We start from the raw sequence: 21,387 nt of genomic DNA, 5'->3' as shown, positions 1-21,387 counted from the left end.
GGCGACCCGAGATGCGGCTTGAGGCAAGGCTTCGCGACAGCGCCCGGCGCTTTGCCGGCAAGACGGCGCTCGTGGCAGGCGAGATTCGCCTCACCTATGGCGAGCTCGATGCCCGCTCGGATCGCCTGGCAGAAAGCTTCGCCCGCAATGGAGTGAAGCCCGGGGATCGCATCCTGATGATCCTCGACAATGGGCCGGAGGCTGTTTTGGGATTCTTTGGCGCCTGGAAGATAGGCGCCGTCCCGTGCCCACTCTATCCTTCCATCAAAGCGGACAAGCTGGCTGCCATCCTCGACAGTACCGAAGCTGCTGCGATCATCACCCAGGCCCGGCTGCAGCCGACGGTCGAAACGGCGGTTGCCGCGACAAAAATTCGTCCGGTCGTCTTCGTGGCTCAGGGCGAGGTGCGTGAAGAGAGCGGCCCGACCCTGCGTTTCGAAGACGCCGTCGATGGTGTCCCAAGCGCGCCAATCGAGATACTCGAAGACAGCGACAGCCTCGCGCTGCTGATCCATACGTCCGGCTCGACGGGAAAGCCGAAGGGCGTGATGCTCTCGCATGCCAATGTGGATGCGGCCTGCCAATCGATCGTCAGCTATCTCGGCAATACCGCCGAGGATATCGTCCTGAACGTTCTGCCGCTTTCCTTTGGTTACGGCATCACGCAGGTCGTCACCATGATCATGGTCGGCGGCACGCTGATCCTGGAAAAGAGCTTCGCCTTCCCTCGCAAGATCCTGGAGCGGCTGGTGCAGGAGAAGGTGACCGGATTTCCGCTCGTGCCACCCATGGCCGCGCTCGTCGTCGGCATGAAGGATCTCGAGCCGGGTTTCCTGCCGCACCTGCGCTATATCACCAGTGCGGCAGCGGCCATGCCACCTGCGTTCACCGAACGGCTGGAGCAGTTGCTCCCCCGGACCCAACTCTTCCTGATGTATGGGCAGACGGAATGCATGCGCGCCACCTATCTCCCGCCGGCAGAAGCCACTCACCGCCCCCTGTCCGCGGGGAAAGCCATCCCCGGTACCCGGGCCTATGTGGTCGATGAAGACGGAAACCCGGCATCACCGGGCACGATCGGCGAATTGGTCGTCGAGGGGCCTCATGTCATGCTTGGCTATTGGCGCGACGCCCCGACGACACTGGAAAAACTCGTGCCGCTCCCGACCGGCCGGCGTCTTTATACTGGCGATCTGTTCCGCGCCGATGAGGACGGATTTCTCTACTTCGTCAGCCGGCGCGACGACATCATCAAGACCCGCGGCGAAAAGGTCAGCCCACAGGAAGTCGAGCGGGCGCTCTACGAGATCGCCGAGATCGCCGAGGCCGCAGTCGGCGGAGTGCCGGACCCGCTCTTCGGCGAGGTCATCCGCGCCTATGTCGTGCTCCGCCAAGGCGCGATCCTTACCGAGCGCGACATCATACGGCACTGTGCAGGCCGGCTCGAAGACTACATGGTGCCCAAAAGCGTCGAGTTCCGCGATGCCTTACCGAGAACGACCACCGGAAAAATCAGACTGAATGCCAACAACAGCAACAACGAACCGACGCAGGGGAATGTCGCATGATGCGAGCCATGAAAATTGCCGACAAGACGGGAAAGTTCTCTCCAGACACGCTGAAGCTCGATGCGGAGGCGGAGATCGAGCGCATCTCAAATTGGATACGCGAGACGGTGACGAAGGACCTCCGGAAACGCGGCGCCGTGCTCGGACTTTCCGGCGGTATTGATTCCAGCGTCACGGCGGCACTTTGCGCCCGCGCGCTCGGACCGGCAAAGGTGACGGGCATCTTCATGCCCGAGCACGACAGCGACCCGGAGAGCCTGCGCCTCGGCAAGGCGCTCGCCGAGGCGGTGGGCGTCGAGACGGTCCTCGAGGACATCGGACCCGCACTTGCCGCAGCAGGCTGTTATACCCGCCGTGATGGCTTCATCCGCCAGGTCGTGCCGGAATTCGGCGAGGGCTGGGGCTGCAAGGTGGTCCTGGAAGATGCGTTGACCGGTCGCGGATACAATATTTCCTGGCTGGTGGTCGCCAATCCTGCCGGCGAGCAGAGCCGCCATCGCATGCCGCTGGACGTCTATCTCGGCATGATCGCCGCCGCCAATATGAAGCAACGCACCCGCAAGCAGATCGAATATTACCATGCCGACCGCCTGAACTCCGCGGTGGCGGGTACGCCGAACCGGTTGGAATACGACCAGGGATTTTTCGTGAAGAACGGCGATGGCGCGGCTGACTTCAAGCCAATCGCGCATCTCTACAAGAGCCAGGTCTATCAGCTTGCCGAAGCGCTTGGCGTACCCGCCGAGATCCGCCGGCGGCCGCCGACCACCGACACGTGGTCGCTGCCCCAGGGCCAGGATGAATATTACTTCTCGCTGCCCTATGACCGGATGGACCTTTGCCTCTATGGTCTCGACAACGGCATTGCCCGCGAGGACGTCGGCGAGGCTGCCGAACTGACGCCTGAGCAGGTGGACGCCGTCTGGCGCAATATCGCCTCGAAGCGCAAGGTCGCGGAGTACCTGCACGCCCAGCCCTTGACCATGCTCGGGTAAACCGGCGGACTTATTTGCTTGGGCAAGTGCGAGCGCTGAAAACGCTCGCATTTTTTCTCTCGCCTTAGTCGAAGTCGTCGCCGATCAGGCGCGTCCAGTTTTCGCCGGCAAGACCGCTGATCAGGCCTTGCCCTGTCTTGACCGGCTCCAGCAGCGACTTGTCCTTGGCGTGGGCGACAAAGAAGGCGCGGCCATAGAACATCGTCTTGCGGCTGATGAGTTCCGGCGTCAGCCAGGGGTGACCGGCACCACGGATCGCGGCGCAACCGCTGGCATCGGCGTGGGCGAAAAGATCCTCCACAAGGTCGCCCGCGACGGCCGGCGAGCAGAGCGCCTGCAGAAGCCAGGCGATCCCGCCCGGGCGGCCATAATAGACATAACAGCCAACGAGTTGGCCGCTGCGGGATTCCGCGATACGCCAGACGGGCTTTCCGTATTGGCGTTTCTGTTCCGCCTGGTCCATGAACCATTCGAGCGTCGGCCGGTCCCACTGAGGCTTCAGCGGGAAAGTATCAGCAAGTTTCAGAACCGCCTCGATGAACTCCTCGCGCGGCGCATCCCAGAAGTTTGCCCGACCTACGCCATGGACCTTGGGTGCACGAAACGGCGATACGCCCATCTTCTCGACCAATCCGTCGGCCAATGCACCGACTGGTCGCAGGAAGCGCGCAGCTTTAACGGCACGTTCGGCAACCTGAACCGCCGCCGAGGCGGGGCGCAAGACGCGCAGCCAGTTGAGGCTGTAGGCGATATCGAGCGGCAGAGCGAGCTTCTGCCACATGCCAAGGGCAAGCGCATTGGCGGTTTCGGTAAGCGATATGTCCTGCGGACCCGCCAGGAACGAACGCAGAAGGCGCGCCCCGGCCAGCGGGTTCTGTTCCGGCCGGTCGACCATCATCGAGCCAGCGAACGCGGCCCGCAGCGATCTGCCGTTCAATTCCAGTCGCGATGGAAAAACGCCGATGAAACCCTCGATCTCGCCCGCGGCGCTGACGAACACCTTTGAGCGGATTTCGTCATCATACCAGGGGTGGTCGAAATAGATCTCGCGGAAATACTGGATCATCGACGGCCGCAAGGGCTCAGAGTCGCGGAAGGTCTTCTGAAACAGTTGAGCAACCGACGGCAGGTCCTCCCGTTCCAGATCCCGGACGCCGCCCGCCTTGTCCGCCATCATGCCCATTTGCCGTCCTCTCGCCTCGTTTTCCATCGGGGCGGACGGCAGCGTGCCAGAATAGTTTTAAACAAATGAAAAGAGGCCCCGCGAATGGCGGAGCCTCCTGAAGCTTCTCACGACCGACTTACATCCAATAGGGCGGCACGCCGTAATAGTCGTAGATCGTCCGGCCCTTGTCATTGTACCAGGTATCATCGTCCAGATCGCGATAGCGCGGCGCGCCCGTAATCTGGTCCTTGGTCAGATCGATGCGGTAGCCGTCGAGTTCTTCGTCGTAACGCAGCTTTTCCCAGGGCAGCGGGTAATAATCGTCACCGATCCCCAGGAAGCCGCCGAAGCTCAGGACTGCGTAGGCTACCCGGCCGCCGCGTTTTTCGAGCAGTACGCGCTCGATCGAGCCGATGTGCTTGCCGTCTGCGCCATAGACGCGGGTCCCTTCCACCTTGTCGCTGGCAATCAGCGACGGCGTATCCTTGACGTAGGGATCCTGGCCGGCCCGGGGTTCATGATGCAGCATAACGCACCTCCTTGGTTTCCTCGTATCACTTGAGTGGAAACGCTCCGCCATCCCGTATGTTCCTGTCTGGCCCGCAAAGGTGCGCGGCCAGGTTGGCAGATGCATTGACGTTTACGTTAAGGTTAGATAGCTGTTAAAAATGACCACTATGGCTTTACGTTGTAGGACCATGGCATAATCTGTTTCTCGCGGCAGGGTGGAGGACTTTGCCGTACGCGTAGGGAAAGCGCGGAACAACAAGAAGAATGATGGAGGAGGTTTCACATGAGCGAAGTCACTGCACGCACCGACGCCAATCCCGACAAGATCTGGCTGGCCTCCTATCCCCCGACGGTACCGGAGGAGATTCCGCCTCTGACCCATCGCTCGCTAGGTGAGCTTTTCGAAGACAGCTGCTCGCGCTTTGCGGACCGGCCAGCATTTTCGAGCATGGGAAAGACCCTCACCTTCCGGCAGCTTGAAGCGGAAAGCCGCAAGATCGCGGCTTGGCTGCAGGCGCAGGGGCTGGTTAAGGGCGACCGCGTCGCGGTGATGTTGCCGAACATCCTCCAGAACCCGGTGATCGTTTACGGTATCCTCCGCATTGGCCTAGTCGTCGTCAACGTCAACCCGCTCTATACGCCGCGGGAGCTGGAGCATCAGTTGAAGGATGCCGGCGCCAAGGCAATCTTCGTCCTGGAGAATTTCGCCCATACCGTGCAGCAGGCCTTGCCGAACACCGAAGTGAAGCATGTGGTTGTTGCAACCATGGGCGACATGCTGGGCCTCAAGGGACATATCGTCAATGTGGTCGTGCGCAAGATAAAGAAGCTTGTGCCGGAATGGTTGCTTGCCTCGTCCAAGAGCTTCAAGCAGGTGCGTGCCGAGGGCGCGCGGCTGACCGTGAACCCGGTCGAGGTGCATGGCCGCGACATCGCTTTCCTGCAATATACCGGCGGCACGACAGGTATCTCCAAGGGAGCAATCCTCACCCATTCCAACCTGCTCGCCAACAAGGAGCAGATGGCGACCTGGCTCGAGACGGCGTTCCTGACGAAGCCGCGGCCGGATCAGCTCCAGTTCCTCTGCGCCCTGCCTCTCTACCATATCTTCGCATTGACCGTGAATTCGCTGATGGGCGTCGCAACCGGCAGCCACAACATCCTGATTGCCAATCCGCGCGATATCCCGGCCTTCGTCAAGGAACTTCAGAAGTACAAGATCCACATCTTTCCCGGACTTAACACGCTGTTCAATGCGCTGATGAACAACCCGGATTTCCAGAAACTCGACTTCTCGTCGCTGCTGCTCGTCTTTGGCGGCGGCATGTCGGTGCAGCGCCCGGTCGCCGAGCGCTGGCTGAAGATGACCGGCTGCCAGATCACCGAAGGTTATGGCCTGTCGGAGACCTCTCCGGTCGCCACCGCAAACCGGCTCGACGCAACCGAATTCAGCGGCATGATCGGGCTGCCGATATCGTCGACGGAAATCTCGATCCGCGATGACGACGGTGCGGAAGTCGAACTTGGCGGCGTCGGTGAAATCTGCATCCGGGGGCCTCAGGTCATGGCCGGATACTGGAACCGTCCGGATGAAACCGCCAAAGTCATGACTGCGGACGGCTTCTTCCGGACCGGCGACATGGGCTACATGGACCGCCAGGGTTATACGAAGATCGTTGACCGCAAGAAGGACATGATCCTGGTGTCGGGCTTCAATGTCTATCCGAACGAGGTCGAAGAGGTCGTTGCCAAGCATCCTGGCGTACTCGAATGCGCAGCAATCGGGATACCGGACGAACATTCCGGCGAGGCGGTCAAACTCTTCGTGGTCAAAAAGGACCCGAACCTGACGGAAGCGCAGATCAAGGCCCATTGCATCGAAAACCTGACGAATTACAAGCGGCCGCGCTTTATCGAATTCCGCAACGAACTGCCCAAATCGAATGTTGGGAAGATCCTGCGGCGCGAGCTGCGCGGCTGACCGCCGTTGCATTGCGGCGACAGATCGACACCAAGGTACGCCCCGACGGCCTGAATCGAAGCCCTGGCTATGGACGCCGGCGTGGCCCTTGGCTAGCGCTTGTCCGTGGGGGTGGACAAAGAATAAGTTGGAGTTCACTTGGGTAGCCGCGCCGTTTATCCGCTTCGTCTGATTGCCGTCGTCGCGACACTGGCTGTCTTGTCGAGCTGTGCTGGACGACCTGAGGGCGTGTTGATCCCGACCGTGGCTCGGGCCGACGGCGCCACCAAGGTCGATGTCCTCGTGGCCACGACACGGCGACCAACCGATACACCGGGAGTGCTGTTTTCCGGGGAACGCGGCAAGGAGCCTCAGGTCACGGAAATCTCTGTCTCCATTCCTTCCGACAGCGCCCGCAAGGTCGGCCAGGTTCAATGGCCTGCCAAACTGCCCGCCAATCCCGCCAAGGAATTTGCGACAGTATCGGTAACGCCGCTCGACCGGACCGGTGCTCAGGGCTGGCTGAGGCAACACCTGCCGAAAAGCCGCCGGGTGATGGTCTTCGTGCACGGGTTCAACAACCGCTACGAGGACGCGGTCTACCGGTTCGCTCAGATCGTCCACGATTCCAAGGCGGATGTGGCGCCGGTGCTGTTCACCTGGCCCTCACGCGGCAGCATCTTTGCCTATAACTACGACAAGGAAAGCACGAACTATTCGCGCGATGCGCTCGAAGAGATGCTGCATCGCCTGGCCAAGGAGCCGAGCGTCGGTGAGGTCACCATCATGGCGCATTCGATGGGCTCCTGGCTGACGGTCGAGGCGCTACGACAGATGGCGATCCGCGACGGACACGTCGCCCCGAAGATCCAGAACGTCATTCTCGCTTCTCCCGATCTCGACGTCGACGTCTTCGGCCAGCAGCTTGACGAACTCGGTCAAAAGCGCCCGCATTTCACGCTTTTCGTTTCCCGCGACGACCGGGCGCTCAGTCTGTCCCGGCGGATCTCCGGCAATATCGACCGTCTGGGACAGGTCGATCCGACCGTCGAGCCTTACCGCACGGAATTCGAGAAAGCCGGCATCGTCGTCCTCGACCTCACGGCGCTGAAGGGTGGCGATCGCCTCAATCACGGGAAATTCGCCGAAAGCCCGGAAGTGGTGCAGCTGATCGGCAACCGGCTGATCGCCGGCCAGGCGGTTACGGACTCGGATGTCGGGCTCGGTGACCGCCTTGGCGCTGTGGCGCTCGGTGCTGCGCAAACGGTCGGAGGCGCGGCGAGCGTCGCGGTCAGCACCCCGATCGCGGTCTTCGATCCCGCGACGCGCCGGTCCTACGACGAACAGATCCTTCGCCTTGGAACGGCAGCCGGCAACACAGTGACGACGGCCGTCGGCCAGTAGAAGCTGCCGGGCAACGGCTCCAAATGGGTTGATTTGACCGGGAAAGCGAATAGGTTCCCGTTCATCATTTCCCCGACCGCGAGGAACTTCCATGCAGGCCATCATCCAAGACCTGAAATCCGCTGTGGCGAAAACCAATGCCACCAATATTCGCGCTGCGTTCGCGGCCGATTCCAGTCGCTTTGAGAGGTTCAGCGCGACCTTCGATGACCTGCTGATGGACTATTCCAAAACGGCGGTGAACAGCGAGATCCTGTTGCTCCTCGAAAGGCTTGCCGAAGTCGGAGGCGTCGCCAAAAAACGCGAAGAAATGTTTTCGGGCGTTCCGATCAACTTTACCGAAGGGCGTGCCGTATTGCATACCGCACTCCGCAACCGGTCAAACAGACCGGTTCTGGTTGACGGCAAGGATGTCATGCCGGACGTCAACGCCGTCCTCGCCGCGATGGGCGCGTTTGCCGACGGCGTCCGCGCGGGCGCGCTGAAAGGCGCTACGGGCAAAAAGATCACCGACGTCGTCAATATCGGCATTGGCGGCTCCGATCTCGGCCCTGTCATGGCAACGCTTGCGCTTGCTCCTTTTCATGATGGCCCCCGCGCGCATTTCGTCTCGAATGTCGACGGCGCGCATATCGCCGACACGCTGAAGCTGCTCGATGCCGAAACGACCCTCTTCATCATTGCGTCGAAAACCTTCACCACCATCGAGACCATGACCAATGCGGCTTCCGCCCGCGCCTTCATCGCCGAAAAACTCGGAGAGGTTGCGGTGAAGCATCATTTCGCCGCCGTCTCTACCGCGCTCGACAAGGTTGCGGCCTTCGGCATCGAAAGCGACCGCGTGTTCGGCTTCTGGGATTGGGTCGGCGGCCGCTACTCGATCTGGTCGGCGATCGGCCTGCCGCTGATGATCGCGATCGGGCCGGAAAACTTCGGCAAATTCCTCGATGGCGCCCATGCCATGGATACCCATTTCCGCACCGCGCCGACCCGCCAGAACCTTCCGATGCTCCTCGGCCTGCTTGGCTTCTACCACCGAAACGTCCTAGGCTACCCTACCCGCGCCATCCTGCCCTACGACCAGCGGCTCCTCCGTTTCCCCGCCTATCTGCAGCAGCTCGACATGGAATCGAACGGCAAGGGCGTGACCATCGACGGCAAACCGGTCGAAGGCAATTCCGGCCCGGTTGTCTGGGGCGAGCCCGGCACCAACGGCCAGCACGCCTTCTATCAATTGATCCATCAGGGCACGAGCATCATCCCTGCCGAATTCATGATCGCCGCCAACGGATTCGAACCGCATCTTCGCCATCAGCACGAACTGCTGATCGCCAACTGCCTAGCGCAATCCGAAGCGCTGATGAAGGGCCGTACATTCGACGAAGCCAAGGAACAGCTTACCTCCAAGGGCATGGACGAGAAGAAGGCCGATTTTATCGCCCCACACCGCGTCTTTAATGGTAACCGGCCCTCGATCACCTTCGTCTATGACAAGCTGACGCCGTTCGCGCTCGGCCGGCTGATCGCACTTTATGAACACCGCGTCTTCGTGGAAGGCGTGTTGTTCCGCATCAACTCTTTCGACCAATGGGGCGTGGAACTCGGCAAGGAGCTTGCAACGGGCCTGCTGCCGGTCATCGAAGGCAAGGAAAGCGCCGCAAGGCATGACAGCTCAACGCAGGGGCTGGTGCAGGCATTGGCGGAATTGAAGAAATAACCAACCGCAGGGCGGCTTGTCCGCCTTCCGCCGGAATGGTCAGATACGAGCTGTGCCACTTAAGTCCCTCTGCACTGCCGGCAGAGGGATGGGTTCACACCCCCTATTCTATCCCAACGGCATATGGTTGTCTTACAGACCCATCTCGTGGGCGAAAGGCGGGTTGGCGCCGGCACGCGAAACAGTAATCGCCGCGGCCTTTGCCCCGAGTGCCAGAGCCTTGGCAATCTGGTCTTGCGAGAGATTGGCGACCTGTTCCTTGGTCAGGAGGTTCTGCATTTTGAGTGATGCCAGGATACCGGCATCGAACGTGTCTCCCGCGCCGACAGTATCCACGACCGTTACCTTCTCGCTGGGCACCGTCACCTTATGATTGGCCGTGTAGCCGGCAGCACCTTGTGCGCCCCGCGTGACGACCACCAGCTTCGCGCCGTGATGCAGCCAGTGACGGGCGAGCGTCTCCTCGTCGCCCTCAAGGCCGAACCAGACCAGGTCTTCGTCCGAAAACTTGACGATATCGGACATCGCCGCCATACGGCGGATACGCGCCATGTGGGACGCCTTGTCTTTGATGAAGCCGGGACGGATGTTCGGATCCAGCGATATGACCCGCTTTGCATGCTCCCGCACCATCAGGGCTTCATAGGTCGAGCCGCAGGGTTCGGGAATGAGGCTGATTGCACCGAAATGCAACGCTTCACAGTCCTCGCCGAGAGCGGGCAGGTCCGCCTCGGTGATCATCCGACCAGCGGTGTTCTCATCATAGAAGGCATAGGAGGCATGGCCGTCGACCAGCTTCACGAAGGCGATGGTGGTCGGTCTGGAAAGCGTCGCGCAGTAGCTAAAATCCACTTGGCTCTTGCGCAAGGTATCGCGCAAAATATCGCCCATCATGTCGTTCGACAGACCGGTGAAGAAGGCGGCGGGCTGTCCCAACCGGCCAAGCCCAATGGCGGTGTTGAAGACCGCTCCGCCCGCGTAAGGCGCAAAGCCGTTTTCCCCGCGCGTGGTCTCACGCGGGAGCATGTCGATCAGGGCTTCGCCGCAGCACAAAATCATGGGGTCCTCCCGCGCCAGTCCAAGCTGTATTTCAATCGATTAAGCGAGCTTTTGTAAAATTGCCAGAGCAAAAATTCAGAGAGCAAGTTCGCTGACGCCACCGTTGCGCCCGGACCAGGCGAGCGGCGCATCGAGAAACGCTTCGACTTCGGAGAGCGTTTTGTGATCGAACAGCTTGGCTTCCCGGGCGACAGCCAGCACGTTGCGCCATGTCGCGATATGGTGAAGCTGGACCTTGCCGTTCGAGAACCGCTGTTCGGCTTCCGGGAAGATGCTGTAAAAAAAGAGCGCGATACCATGATCGACCACACCGCCGGCAGCGCGGATCGCGTCGATGAACTTGAACATGCTGCCGCCGGCGGTCGTCAGATCTTCGATGACCAGAACGCGGGCTCCATCCGGCATATGACCTTCGATCTGGGCATTGCGGCCATGACCTTTTGGCGCCTTGCGGACGTAGATCATCGGCAAACCGAGCCGTTCAGCGAGAAAGGCTGCGAAGGGAATGCCGGCAGTCTCGCCACCTGCCACGCAATCGAACTTCTCGAAGCCGGCATCGCGCATCACCGTCGCGGCGGCAAAATCCATGATCGCCGAACGGATGCGCGGATAAGAGATCAGCTTGCGGCAGTCGATATAGACCGGGCTCATCATGCCGGAGGAAAGCTTGTAGGGCTTGTCGGCGCTGAAATGCACCGCTCCGATTTCCCAGAGCATCTTCGCCATCAGTTCGGCCATTACGCCGCGTTCCGGAAATGTGGTCTGAATCATGCGCCCGCTCCTGTTTGACAACCACGGGCCGGAATAGCAGCAAGCGAGCCGGCGCGCCAGACGATGCAGTAAATAACCGGCGGGGACGAATGCCGCACAGGACGTGCAGAAACCACCCGTCAGGAATGCGGTCACGCCACCGAGCAGACTGGAAGCGTCTTTCTAAAGAACTTCCCAGTGCAAGGGAAACATCGGATCGAAGACTGTAATCGGGCCAGCCTCTGTGTCACGTTTGCCTGGAAAGTTCACCGGCTGATCCCGCTTCTCAAGCGTGATCATTTCTTCATTCGGCTTCAGCCCGTACCATGCCGGACCGTTGAGCGAGGTAAATGCCTCAAGCTTGTCCAGGGCATTTTCCTGCTCGAAGACGTGGGCCAGGCAGCTCATGGTATTCACGGAGGTGTAGATGCCGGCGCAACCGCAGGCGCACTCCTTCAGCGGGTCGACATGCGGAGCGGAATCGGTACCGAGGAAAAAGCGGGGGTCGCCAGATGTCGCGGCGGCGCGGAGCGCCAAACGATGGTTCTCGCGCTTGGCGACCGGCAGGCAATAATAATGGGGGCGAATGCCGCCGACCAGGATGGCATTGCGATTGATGATCAAATGATGGGTCGTGATCGATCCGGCAAGATTGCTTCCGGACGACTTGATGTAATCGATCCCGTCTGCGGTCGTCACGTGTTCCATGGTGATCTTGAGTTCGGGCAGGCGCCGGCGCAGCGGATCGAGAACTGTTTCGATGAACACCGCTTCACGGTCGAAGATATCCACCTCCGGCGTCGTCACCTCCCCATGGACGCAGAGCGGCAGTCCGATCTTCGCCATGCGCTCCAGCACCGGCATGGCTTTGTCGATGTCCCGGACACCGCCATGGGAATTCGTCGTGGCACCAGCGGGATAAAGTTTTACGGCGGTGATGAGGCCGCTTTTCCGGCCCTCTTCGACATCGTTCGGATCCGTGTGTTCCGTGAGATAGAGGGTCATCAGCGGCTCGAACCGGTCGCCCTCGGGAAGGGCTTGGAGGATGCGACCCCGATAGGCCCGCGCATCGGCCGTCGTCACCACCGGCGGCACGAGGTTCGGCATGATGATGGCGCGAGCGAAATGGCGGCTCGTATCGCCGATCACTCCTTGCAGGACTGCGCCATCGCGCAGATGCAGGTGCCAATCATCGGGGCGGCGGAGAGTGAGTGTCTTCATGGTGAATTTCCGAATGTGTTCGATCCCACCCGCATACCACCAACGACTCATCCAAAACAATCACATGTGATGATTGACACCGCTCCAGGCATCTCATCTGCCAAATATCGAGTTTCACGCAAATGTGCAGAATAGGAGGCAGAGAACAGCAATCGAAAGCCAGGACATAAGGAACCCACGTCCGCTTTCGGCGTTCGTTAATCAATCTGAAGGATCTGTGAAGCGGAGCACACAATGAAATCCCGCGCCTTTAAAGTCAATAAGGGATTGGCAATTGCCGCAGGCACTGCCGTTGCGCTTTGCGCACTGACGGTTTCACCAGGCGCCGAAGAGCAGGCGAATCTGAAGCTTGTCTCCATGATGCAAGGCGAATGCGACCGGCTGGCTGGAAGCCCCTATGATCAGCAGCGCAACAATGAATTCGCACCGGTTGATATCGGCGAGATCGATGGAACTGCGGTCGATGCCTGTCGTGTGGCTTTCGAAAGCACGGGCAATCCCCGTTTCGCCTATCAGCTCGGCCGAGCTCTCAACAAGGCTCAACAGGCAGACCAGGCGATGAGCGCCTACAATGTAGCCGTTCAGGCCGGATACCCGGCGGCCAAGGTGAATTTCGGAATGTTGATGGGCCGATTGGGTGATGAACAGGCTGAATTTCAGTTCTATAAAGAAGCCGCGCACAGCGGTAACGTGCTTGCCGCCTATAACCTCGGCGTCGCCTACCGCGACGGACTCGGCACGAAGCCGGACATTCACAGTGCCCTGCAGTGGTTCGACAAGGCCGCGGCCGAGGGCGACGACACCGCTGCCTTCAATATCGGCACCATTTATGACGAAGGCCATCTCGTTCCGGAGGACGATCAGACGGCTATAGCCTGGTATGATCTGGCTGCGCAACGCGGCAATACGGACGCCATGATCAATCTGGGCCTGATGTACGAAGCCGGCGAAGGCATCGAAGCCAACGCCCTCAAGGCTGCAGAAATGTACCGCGAGGCCGGCGAAAACGGCGACGTTTTCGGTGCCTATAAATTTCTGCAGATGCAGGAGCTCGGCGTCGTTCCGGCACCAGGCGACCCATCTGAATCGGAAAGCGTCAACTCGCTCGTGCTGAAACCGGGCGACATGGAGACGCCTGCCACAATCGGTAAGGAAATCTAGATCTCTCCTGCGGAAGGGCCCCAGACATCGGTCATGGCGAAACCTTCTGCCAGTGGGTCAAAGGGATCGAGCGCAATCTGGTGCAGCCCGAACGTAAAGCCGCGGCCGGCGATCGTGGGAATGATCGCCGGCTTTCCCGCGACTCTCGCCTCTGCTGCAAGCCCCACTTCGAACTCGGAACCGATGATGGAGCGCGACTTGAATAGGTCGCCCACTTTCGCGCAGCCACGTGCGTGAAGTGCTGCCAGATTGGCCGAGTTTCCTGTTCCGCAAGGGGAGCGGTCCGCGCGGCCCGGCCACATGGTCGTGCAGGTACGAACCGTGCCGTCCGATTCCGTATCCCGGAACATGACATAAGCAACGCCCGAGATCGCGGGGATTTCCGGATGCACCACCGGTATCTCCCGGTTGATCAAGTCCTTCAGCACCATTCCTGCCTGAACCAGCGCCGCGGCATTGCCCTTGTCGATCGTCAAGCCGATCTGGCTGACGTCCACAAGCGCGTAGAAGATGCCTCCATAACAAAGATCGAGTGTGATCCGGCCCCAGTGCGGCGTCTCCAGCGCGACATCGAGGTCATGCACGAAGGACGGCACCATGGTTAGCTTCACCTTTTCGCAGCGCCCATCGCGGCAAGTGGCCGTCGCCTTCACCAGGCCGGCCGCTGTTTCCAGGGTCACGACCGTTTCCGGCTCTCTCATCTCGACGATACCGGATTCCAGCAGTGCTGTCGTGACGCAGATCGAATTGGAGCCGGAACTTGCATGCGCCTGGTCCGGCTGCAGGATGATGAAGGCCGCATCCGCATCCGGATGTTTCGCCGGCAAAAGCAGATTGACGGAACCGATCGGCGCACCGCGCGGCTCGAGGCAGAGAAAGCGGCGAAGCTCGCTGCCCTTCGGATCGGTGTTCAGCCAGTGAAGCTGTGCGGCGAGCGTTTCGCCCGGGATTTTCGGAACTCCCCCGATCGCGACCTTGCCGATCTCGCCTTCGCAATGGACGTCCAGCAGCTGAATGGTGCGCTTCCACCTCATCTCATTACCTCTGATCAAACGTGACGAGTGACGCCGCCATCGACGCGGATATTTTGACCGGTGATGTAGCCAGCACCATCGGACAGCAGGAAAGTTGCGGTCTTGGCGATCTCTTCCACATGACCGATTCTCTTCATCGGCACCTTGTCGGCCGTTTCCGGCTTGTGGTCGAGGCTGTCGATATATCCGGGCAGAATGCAGTTCATGCGGATATTGTCGGCCGCATAACGATCGGAATAAAGCTTTGTGAAAGCGCCTGCCGCCGCACGATACGTGCAGGAAACGGGAAAGACGAGCGATGGCTCGTAGGCCGCAAACGTGGTGATGTTGACGAAGGCACCCTTGCCCTGTCTCTGCATGACCGGCGTGACGAGGCGGGCCATGCGTACCAGCGAAAGGATCATCATGTCGGATCCCAGCGTCCAGGCCTCGTCGGCAATATCCAGCAAGTCTCCCTTTGGAGGGTGGCCGGTAAGATTTACGACCGCGTCGATGCGGCCGTAGGTTTTCATGGTCAAATCGAAAATCGCCTGGATGTCTTCGGCCTTCTCGGCAACGCCTCGGGAGGCTACGCCGCCCAATTCGCCCGCCAGCTTTTCACAGCTTTCGGACGGCGACATCAGCGCCAGCTTGTATCCCTCGGCATGAAGCTCGCGCGCGATCGCCTCGCCCATGCCGCGTCCGCCGCCGGTGATCAGCGCCACTTTTTCCGTTTCAGCCATCCGGGATCTCCTTGAGATTTTTTCGTCGCACCGCGACTTCGGCGAGAGATATATCAGGTTACCTACGGTCTTCAACGAAGCCAGAGATAGCCGAGCTTCAATCCGGTTCTGCCGTCGCCATATTCATGCGGAAACGACAGGGACTGCACGGGAGAGGCCGTAAGGCCGAGCGCCGATACCTCCGGCGGCAGGGCAAAGGGGGGCTGCTGCACGGTGTCCGCATTGATCGGCCAGATGACCAGGATTGGTGATTTTAGAGAGTCCAGAGGCGGAAAACCTGCAATCGGCCGGCCCGGGTCGACCACGGGAGTACCGGGGAACCGCAGCCGCATATTCCCGCCAAGGTGAGTGCCGCCGGCGATGATCAATGATGGCTGCCCCTCCGCTTTCAGCGTCTCGGCAACGAGCGTGAACGGATAATTGATCCTCGTGTAACTGCCGGTCATTCCCGCCGTCACCGTCTTTGCCGCCAATGGGATCAGCGTAATCGCCATGATGGTCAGAAAAACCGGGAGGAATCGCTTCAGACTGGCGACGACATCCGCTCCAGCTCCTCCGAACTTCAGAAGCAGGTATAGCGGCAGCGCCAGAAGATAGGGATCGAGCCAACGCTCGGTGATTTTGGTCGTGCCTGCAAGAAGGATCACCAGAACCACGCCAAGCAGCGAAACCAGCATCATGATCCCCAGGAGACGAGTCCAGCGGGTGGTCTTTCTTATCGCTTGCCTGAACTTGCTTTTGAAGGCCACCGCGAAAACAACCAGGGTCAGGGCGCCGAAAGCGATGCAGGCGAGGACCAGCGAGCCGAGAGCGCGAGCAATGCGGGCCATCCCGTGCGGTGCGTTCGCTTCGACCATCTTGCTGATCGTGCCCTTCGTCGCCAGATCGATATTGCCGAGCAGCCAGAGCGCATGCGGCATGATGATCGCCAGGCTGACCGCCGCCGTGAGCAGGATCTGGATGTCTAAGAGGCGGGCGCGCCATTCCCTGTCGGCGAAGACGGCAGCGACCGTCGCTGCAGGAAGCAGCACAAAATTGTATTTCGATATGGTGCCGATGCCGATCGCCAGTCCAAGCAGGGCATAACCCATCCAATCCGGACGGGCGAGCGTTCGGAACAAGCCGTAGAGAAACAGCGAGGTCGCCATCAGCACCGCGACCGTGTGGGTGAGGTCCTGCTGCGGCATGTAGGAAACCTGCGGCAGCGTCAGCAGGCTCAGCATCGCCATCGCCACGAAGCCCGCCCGGCCGTCGATCTCCCGCGCCGCCAAACCAAAGAAGAAATAGCAAAGAAGCAGCATCACGAACTTCGGCAGCGTCAACGCGAGCAGCGAGATTCCCATGATGCTTACAAAAGCGTTCTGTACCCAGTTGTAGAAGGGTGGCTGCGGGCCGTAACCGGCGAGCCAATATTGCGAGAACAGAGACTGTTCGGCCTCGTCGAGTGTCAGCGAATGCGGCAAAGCCAGCCGCGTGGCGATACTAGCGACAAAATAAACACCGAGAAAAAGCGTCGCCGGCCACAATCCGCCCGAGAGAAAATTGGCGAGCCTGCTGCCCTGCCCGGGCCGCTCCCGCAGATCCACAAAGCCGCCATCTCGATCCATTGCCGCCCTCACGGAAGAACATTCAACCTTGCACGTGGCACGGTCTGCGGCGAGGATCAACAAACAAATGGCAGTTTGCCACCGCTTCGGGAGAGTATTGCCGATGGAGGAGAAAATGGCGCACCCGAAGAGATTCGAACTCCTGACCCCCAGATTCGTAGTCTGGTGCTCTATCCAGCTGAGCTACGGGTGCGTAGGCAAGCAGTGCGTCACCGCTTGCGTGGCGATCCTCTAATCGGTGCCGCGAGAGATTGCAAGCGATTTTACCGAGGGCAACGTCATTTTGCTGTCACTTCTCGCCCAAGCCATTGAGAAGCAACATCTATTAGCGTCAAGCTCGAGCCCGGTAGTCTTCCAGCGAAACAGGACGGTCAGGAATCTCAATACGGAACTGCGTTCCGGGGCCGGGTTTTTCGACCAGCGCGATCGTGCCGCCATGCGCCAGAACCAGTTCGCGGGCAATCACCAAACCAAGGCCCGTGCCGCCCGAACGAGCCGAGCCACGGAAGGCCGAAAACAGGTTTTCCCGCGCCTTGCGCGGCATGCCCGGGCCGGTATCGTCGACCGTGATGCTGACGACGCTGCCGATCCGATGGGCCGAGACGGTAATGCGCCGGACCATGGAGGTGTCCTCGGGATCGAAGTTTGTCAGCGCCTGCAAGGCATTGCGGCAGATATTGTGGATGACCCGGAAAAGCTGCTCGCTGTCGCAATCCACCTCGACATCGGCCGGGATCTGATCGATGAATTCGATGCTGGCGTCGGGATCGATGGCAAGAATGTCGCGCACGTCCTGGCAGAGTTCGGCCAGACGGATACGGCGGCGGCGCGGGGCAGCTTCGGATGCCTGTCCATAAGCCAATACTTCGCTGGTATAACCCACGGCCCGGTCGATCGTGCGTAAGAGCTTCGGCGCAAAGCTGCGCACCATCGGGTCGTCGACATCGGTCAACCGATCGGACATCAATTGGGCCGACGCCAGGATGTTACGCATGTCGTGATTGATCTTGGAAACGGCCAGACCGAGATCGGCGAGGTTTTTCTGCTGCTTCAGGGTGCGCTGCAATTCCACCTGCATGGCGGCGAGATGCCGGCCGGCCACGGCAAGCTCTCCGCGCGACCGGTCACCGGCAAAGACACGGCTCGGATCCTCCGGCTGTTCCGAGAAAAACTGCATGCTGTGGGTCAGCCGGCGGATCGGCATGATCATCATCCGGTTGATGGCCAGGAAGATGAGCACCGCTGTAATGAGCGAAATCAGCAAAGACAGCAGAAACATCATCTTCGAATATTTCAGCATGTCCTTGCGTAGCGCGTCGTCGGTCATCACCAGTTCGATGATCATGTCGGTGTCGCCGATCGCCCCGAAAACACGCATGACTCGGCCACCGCCCAGGAACAGGGTATCCAGAGCGTCGCGCATCGAGATCCACATCGGCACATCGGTGAGATCGAAGACCTGGTCAACCTGCGGCGGCAGGTCGGTAGCCGCCAGCAGGCGGGAAGTGCCGTCCTTTTTAAGCGCGATGACCTTGGTGCCCGTCGCCAGAAGCGTATCGTCCTGCACCGCGCGGGGAAGCTCCGACGGTTGCAGACCGTCGATGACAATGCCCGCGGCGGCGGCCGTATCCAGACGGTCGCGCAGCCAGTTCATGCGCATGCCTGCGACAGATGGAACGAAAATCAAGATTTCCGCCAGCATGACAAAAATGACGGTAAGCCAGAGAAGCCTGCCGGAAAGGCCGCTGAAGAGACGCGGCATGGGTTCCGGTCCTGCGCCATCCGGCGAGGATTCCGAGCGCCCCGAGGTATGAACCTCGCCGTCCATGCGGATCTCCATTCCCGAATTCCGTTTCCGCCCAACATCTGGCGGAGCCAACGGATGATCGACTATTTTAGAGATTCAACGCTTTTTTACCAGCCCCTCTTTCGGCAGTGCAAAAAGAGAAGCGGAGACGGCATCCGTCTCCGCTTTCCTATTCGTTTGAAAGGGCCGGTCGGATCAGAATTCTTCCCAATCCGCAGCCGCTGCTGCCGGAGCCCGAGCCGCTGCCCCTCCTCCGAAAGCCCGCGTCAGAGCACCCGTCATCGCCTTGACGGGCGAGACGCGCGGGCGCTGAACTTGAGCCGAGGCAGCCGCCGCGGGGCGCGAAGACCTTGCAGGCTCGGCGGCGCGATGCTCCTGATGCCCGATGTTGAATTTGGAGACGATGGCGAACAGGCTGTCGGCTTCGGAAGAAAGCTTCTGGGTCGCAGCCGAAGTCTCTTCCACCATGGCGGCATTCTGCTGGGTCACCTGGTCCATCTGGTTGACGGCGGTGTTGACCTCCGCCAGTCCCGTCGCCTGCTCCCGGGAGGCAACCGCGATCGAGTGGATATGGTCGTTGATGCGCAACACGCGGGTTTCGATCTCCGACAGCGCCTCGCCAGTCTTCTGCACCAGCATCACGCCGCCGGCGACCTCGTCGCCCGACTTGCTGATCAACGCCTTGATGTCCTTTGCCGCGTTTGCAGAACGCTGGGCGAGCTCGCGAACTTCCTGTGCCACGACAGCAAAGCCCTTGCCGGCTTCGCCCGCGCGGGCGGCTTCGACACCGGCGTTGAGCGCCAGAAGATTGGTCTGGAAGGCGATCTCGTCGATGACGTTGGTAATCTGAGCAATCTCACGGGAGGCCTGCTCGATGCGACCCATGGCGTCGACGGCATTGCGCACGACTTCGCCCGACTGCACGGCACTCTGCTTGGCTTCGCCCACCATCACCGTTGCCTCTTGAGCCCTTTCGGTGGAGGTCCGCACGACAGCCGTGATCTGATCCAGTGCCGCGGAGGTTTCCTCCAGCGCGGCAGCCTGCTGCTCCGTGCGCCGCGACAGGTCGTTGGTAGCCTTGCTGAGTTCGGCAGCGCTGCCGTTCATGGAGCCGCTGGCGCTGCGGACGTTGATCATCGTTCCGCGCAACGTCTCCATGGTGGCGTTGACGTTGTGCTGCAGCTCGGCAAAAGCTCCCTTGAAATTGCCGTTCATGCTATCGGTAAGGTCGCCTTCGGCAAGGCTCCTGACGACCCGCCGTGTTTCGGAAATGCCGGCGTCAACACTTGCGACCAGTTGGTCGACATTGCTGGCGAAGCGGTCGAGGCTCTCTTCGCCCCACTGCTTGTCGATGCGGCGGGTGAAGTCGCCCTCGGCGGCGGCGGCGACCACCGCCGACATCAGCGCCTGCAATTCGTTGTTCTTCCCGCGCATGGTGGATTCGGAGGCGTTCATGCGAGCGACCTCGATGCCATTCCTTTTGAAAACCTCGACAGCAGCCGCCATGTCGCCGACTTCATCCTTGCGGCCGACGAGCGGAACGGCCACGGAGTAGTCTCCATCCGCCAGCGTCTTCATTGACGAGGTGAGGTCGAGAATAGGCTGGCTCAGCTCTTTGCGGCCAAGATACAGACCGAAGGACATTCCGCCGGCAACGCCGATCACGGTGACGATGAGCACGCTGTAGAAAACCATGTTGCCAAAGGCATCCATGCCGGCGCTGAGTTCATCGAGCTGCGCCTGGTCCATCTTCACCACCGCATCGATCTCCGCCTGGTAGGCTTTGCGGTTGGCGCGGTTTCCTTCATTGTTGCCCTGGACGTTGGCAGCCGCTGGGCCTTCGGTCTGGCCGAGGCGGACCGTTTCGCTGCGGAACTGCTTGAATTCCGCCGAACGGGCCATCAGTTTTTCGAAAATCGCCTTCTGCTCTGCCGGCACTTTCGGCTGCCATTCGGCAAGTAGTTTCTCCATTTCAGCCAGCGATTTCACAATCCCTTCGCCGAACTGCTTGGTCGCCGCAATATCCTTCGCGGCATAGATACCGCGGGCATCCATGACGACTGCCGTGACCAACCGGTTGAGGTGCTCTCCGTTGTGGGCGCGATCGGCCACATCGGCGTATTGCTGGCTCTGGGCCCGGTACTTCTCGACCGCAAAAAGCGAAAGCCCGCCGATCAGACAGGCAAACAGGCTCATCAGCCCGACGAGAAGGTTGATCTTGGCTCTAATTCTCACTGCAGTTTTCCCCCTGCAAGACACCATGGGATGCTGGCGACACGGCACACTGATGCGGAAGATCCGCGACATCACTGCTAGAATTAGCACCTAGTCATTAATAATCCTTGAGCAGGCGGGCTTTGGGCGCAGCGAAGCGAGGAGGAAAATTTGTCAGCGAATGCCTATTCCCCCGAATAATTTGTCGAAAAAGATGACAGCGTGACAGAAATCGGGATGGTTTTGCCACATTTTCGGCCATTCTCAGTTGCGCAGGCAACTCCCACAACCTTTAATGGATTTCATCAAATTGAATGTTCTGGAGGTCGGGCCGAGCCGCAAAAGCTCGCCGGCGATTGACTTTTCAGACAGAGTCCTCTTATAAGCCGCGCACGTTCAGCTCCGGCGGGCTTGCACGCGTGCAGCCGCTTGCGCAGATCGTTTCTCTAAACGCTCTTGCTTCCTTTGCGGAAGCAAACTCCAAGAAGGGCCG

At 60.3% G+C, this 21,387-nt stretch carries 16 protein-coding genes and 1 tRNA gene; 6 read left to right on the top strand and 11 right to left on the bottom strand.

Annotated features, from left to right (window positions below):
• Nucleotides 1-11: 11 nt before the first annotated feature.
• Both C5L12_RS02900 and nadE read left to right on the top strand, forming a co-directional pair.
• Nucleotides 12-1,568 (top strand): class I adenylate-forming enzyme family protein, encoded by a 1,557-nt coding sequence (locus C5L12_RS02900; RefSeq protein WP_105370519.1) that lies wholly within the window; start codon nucleotides 12-14, stop codon nucleotides 1,566-1,568.
• Complete coding sequence (gene nadE, locus C5L12_RS02895) at nucleotides 1,565-2,563, top strand: NAD(+) synthase (RefSeq protein WP_245422732.1); 999 nt, start codon at nucleotides 1,565-1,567, stop codon at nucleotides 2,561-2,563. The genes C5L12_RS02900 and nadE overlap by 4 nt, the downstream gene beginning before the upstream one ends.
• Before the next feature lie 64 nt (nucleotides 2,564-2,627).
• Here the strand turns inward: nadE and C5L12_RS02890 are convergent, their stop codons facing one another.
• Both C5L12_RS02890 and C5L12_RS02885 read right to left on the bottom strand, forming a co-directional pair.
• The gene (locus tag C5L12_RS02890; RefSeq protein ID WP_105370518.1) at nucleotides 2,628-3,746 is read right to left on the bottom strand and encodes a GNAT family protein; all 1,119 of its coding nucleotides are present in this window, start codon (nucleotides 3,744-3,746) and stop codon (nucleotides 2,628-2,630) included.
• A gap of 118 nt (nucleotides 3,747-3,864) precedes the next feature.
• On the bottom strand, nucleotides 3,865-4,257 hold the full coding sequence (locus tag C5L12_RS02885; RefSeq protein WP_105370517.1) for a PRC-barrel domain-containing protein: 393 nt from the start codon (nucleotides 4,255-4,257) through the stop codon (nucleotides 3,865-3,867).
• A gap of 264 nt (nucleotides 4,258-4,521) precedes the next feature.
• Between C5L12_RS02885 and C5L12_RS02880 the strand changes: the two genes are divergently transcribed.
• From C5L12_RS02880 to pgi, 3 genes are all read left to right on the top strand, one after another.
• On the top strand, nucleotides 4,522-6,219 hold the full coding sequence (locus tag C5L12_RS02880; RefSeq protein ID WP_105370516.1) for a long-chain fatty acid--CoA ligase: 1,698 nt from the start codon (nucleotides 4,522-4,524) through the stop codon (nucleotides 6,217-6,219).
• A 138-nt stretch (nucleotides 6,220-6,357) separates the two neighbouring features.
• Nucleotides 6,358-7,602 (top strand): alpha/beta hydrolase, encoded by a 1,245-nt coding sequence (locus C5L12_RS02875; RefSeq protein WP_105370515.1) that lies wholly within the window; start codon nucleotides 6,358-6,360, stop codon nucleotides 7,600-7,602.
• A gap of 91 nt (nucleotides 7,603-7,693) precedes the next feature.
• Nucleotides 7,694-9,319: a glucose-6-phosphate isomerase gene (gene pgi / locus C5L12_RS02870; RefSeq protein ID WP_105370514.1), complete on the top strand. Its 1,626-nt coding sequence runs from the start codon at nucleotides 7,694-7,696 to the stop codon at nucleotides 9,317-9,319.
• A gap of 132 nt (nucleotides 9,320-9,451) precedes the next feature.
• On the opposite strand, the gene C5L12_RS02865 is transcribed toward pgi, so the two are convergent.
• The 3 genes from C5L12_RS02865 to pyrC form a co-directional block, all read right to left on the bottom strand.
• Nucleotides 9,452-10,378 (bottom strand): carbohydrate kinase family protein, encoded by a 927-nt coding sequence (locus C5L12_RS02865; protein ID WP_105370513.1) that lies wholly within the window; start codon nucleotides 10,376-10,378, stop codon nucleotides 9,452-9,454.
• A gap of 75 nt (nucleotides 10,379-10,453) precedes the next feature.
• Nucleotides 10,454-11,149 carry an orotate phosphoribosyltransferase gene (locus C5L12_RS02860; RefSeq protein ID WP_105370512.1) on the bottom strand — a complete coding sequence of 232 codons (696 nt, stop codon included), beginning with the start codon at nucleotides 11,147-11,149 and terminating at the stop codon, nucleotides 10,454-10,456.
• A gap of 162 nt (nucleotides 11,150-11,311) precedes the next feature.
• A complete protein-coding gene (gene pyrC / locus C5L12_RS02855) occupies nucleotides 11,312-12,349 on the bottom strand; it encodes a dihydroorotase (protein ID WP_105370511.1) in 1,038 nt (345 codons plus the stop codon).
• Nucleotides 12,350-12,583: 234 nt separating this feature from the next.
• Here pyrC and C5L12_RS02850 point away from each other — a divergent pair, with 234 nt between their 5' ends.
• Nucleotides 12,584-13,510 (top strand): tetratricopeptide repeat protein, encoded by a 927-nt coding sequence (locus C5L12_RS02850; protein ID WP_105370510.1) that lies wholly within the window; start codon nucleotides 12,584-12,586, stop codon nucleotides 13,508-13,510.
• On the opposite strand, the gene C5L12_RS02845 is transcribed toward C5L12_RS02850, so the two are convergent.
• From C5L12_RS02845 to C5L12_RS02820, 6 genes are all read right to left on the bottom strand, one after another.
• Entirely contained in the window at nucleotides 13,507-14,544 is a 1,038-nt protein-coding gene (locus C5L12_RS02845) for a 4-hydroxyproline epimerase (RefSeq protein ID WP_105370509.1), read from the bottom strand. The two genes, C5L12_RS02850 and C5L12_RS02845, sit on opposite strands and share 4 nt — an antisense overlap.
• A 14-nt stretch (nucleotides 14,545-14,558) precedes the next feature.
• Nucleotides 14,559-15,266, bottom strand: a complete 708-nt coding sequence (locus C5L12_RS02840; RefSeq protein WP_105370508.1) for an SDR family oxidoreductase — start codon at nucleotides 15,264-15,266, stop codon at nucleotides 14,559-14,561.
• A 71-nt stretch (nucleotides 15,267-15,337) separates the two neighbouring features.
• Nucleotides 15,338-16,873 (bottom strand): glycosyltransferase family 39 protein, encoded by a 1,536-nt coding sequence (locus C5L12_RS02835; RefSeq protein WP_105370507.1) that lies wholly within the window; start codon nucleotides 16,871-16,873, stop codon nucleotides 15,338-15,340.
• Nucleotides 16,874-16,989: 116 nt separating this feature from the next.
• A tRNA-Arg gene (locus tag C5L12_RS02830) sits at nucleotides 16,990-17,066 on the bottom strand.
• 138 nt (nucleotides 17,067-17,204) lie between these two features.
• Nucleotides 17,205-18,701 carry a sensor histidine kinase gene (locus tag C5L12_RS02825; RefSeq protein WP_105370714.1) on the bottom strand — a complete coding sequence of 499 codons (1,497 nt, stop codon included), beginning with the start codon at nucleotides 18,699-18,701 and terminating at the stop codon, nucleotides 17,205-17,207.
• A gap of 174 nt (nucleotides 18,702-18,875) precedes the next feature.
• Nucleotides 18,876-20,915, bottom strand: a complete 2,040-nt coding sequence (locus tag C5L12_RS02820) for a HAMP domain-containing methyl-accepting chemotaxis protein (RefSeq protein WP_105370506.1) — start codon at nucleotides 20,913-20,915, stop codon at nucleotides 18,876-18,878.
• Nucleotides 20,916-21,387: the final 472 nt, after the last annotated feature.

Origin of the sequence: Neorhizobium huautlense, from assembly GCF_002968575.1 — a bacterium.
Taxonomy (GTDB): domain Bacteria; phylum Pseudomonadota; class Alphaproteobacteria; order Rhizobiales; family Rhizobiaceae; genus Neorhizobium; species Neorhizobium huautlense.
Note: the sequence above shows the minus strand (reverse complement) of the source record. Positions and strands in the feature narration are given on the sequence as shown.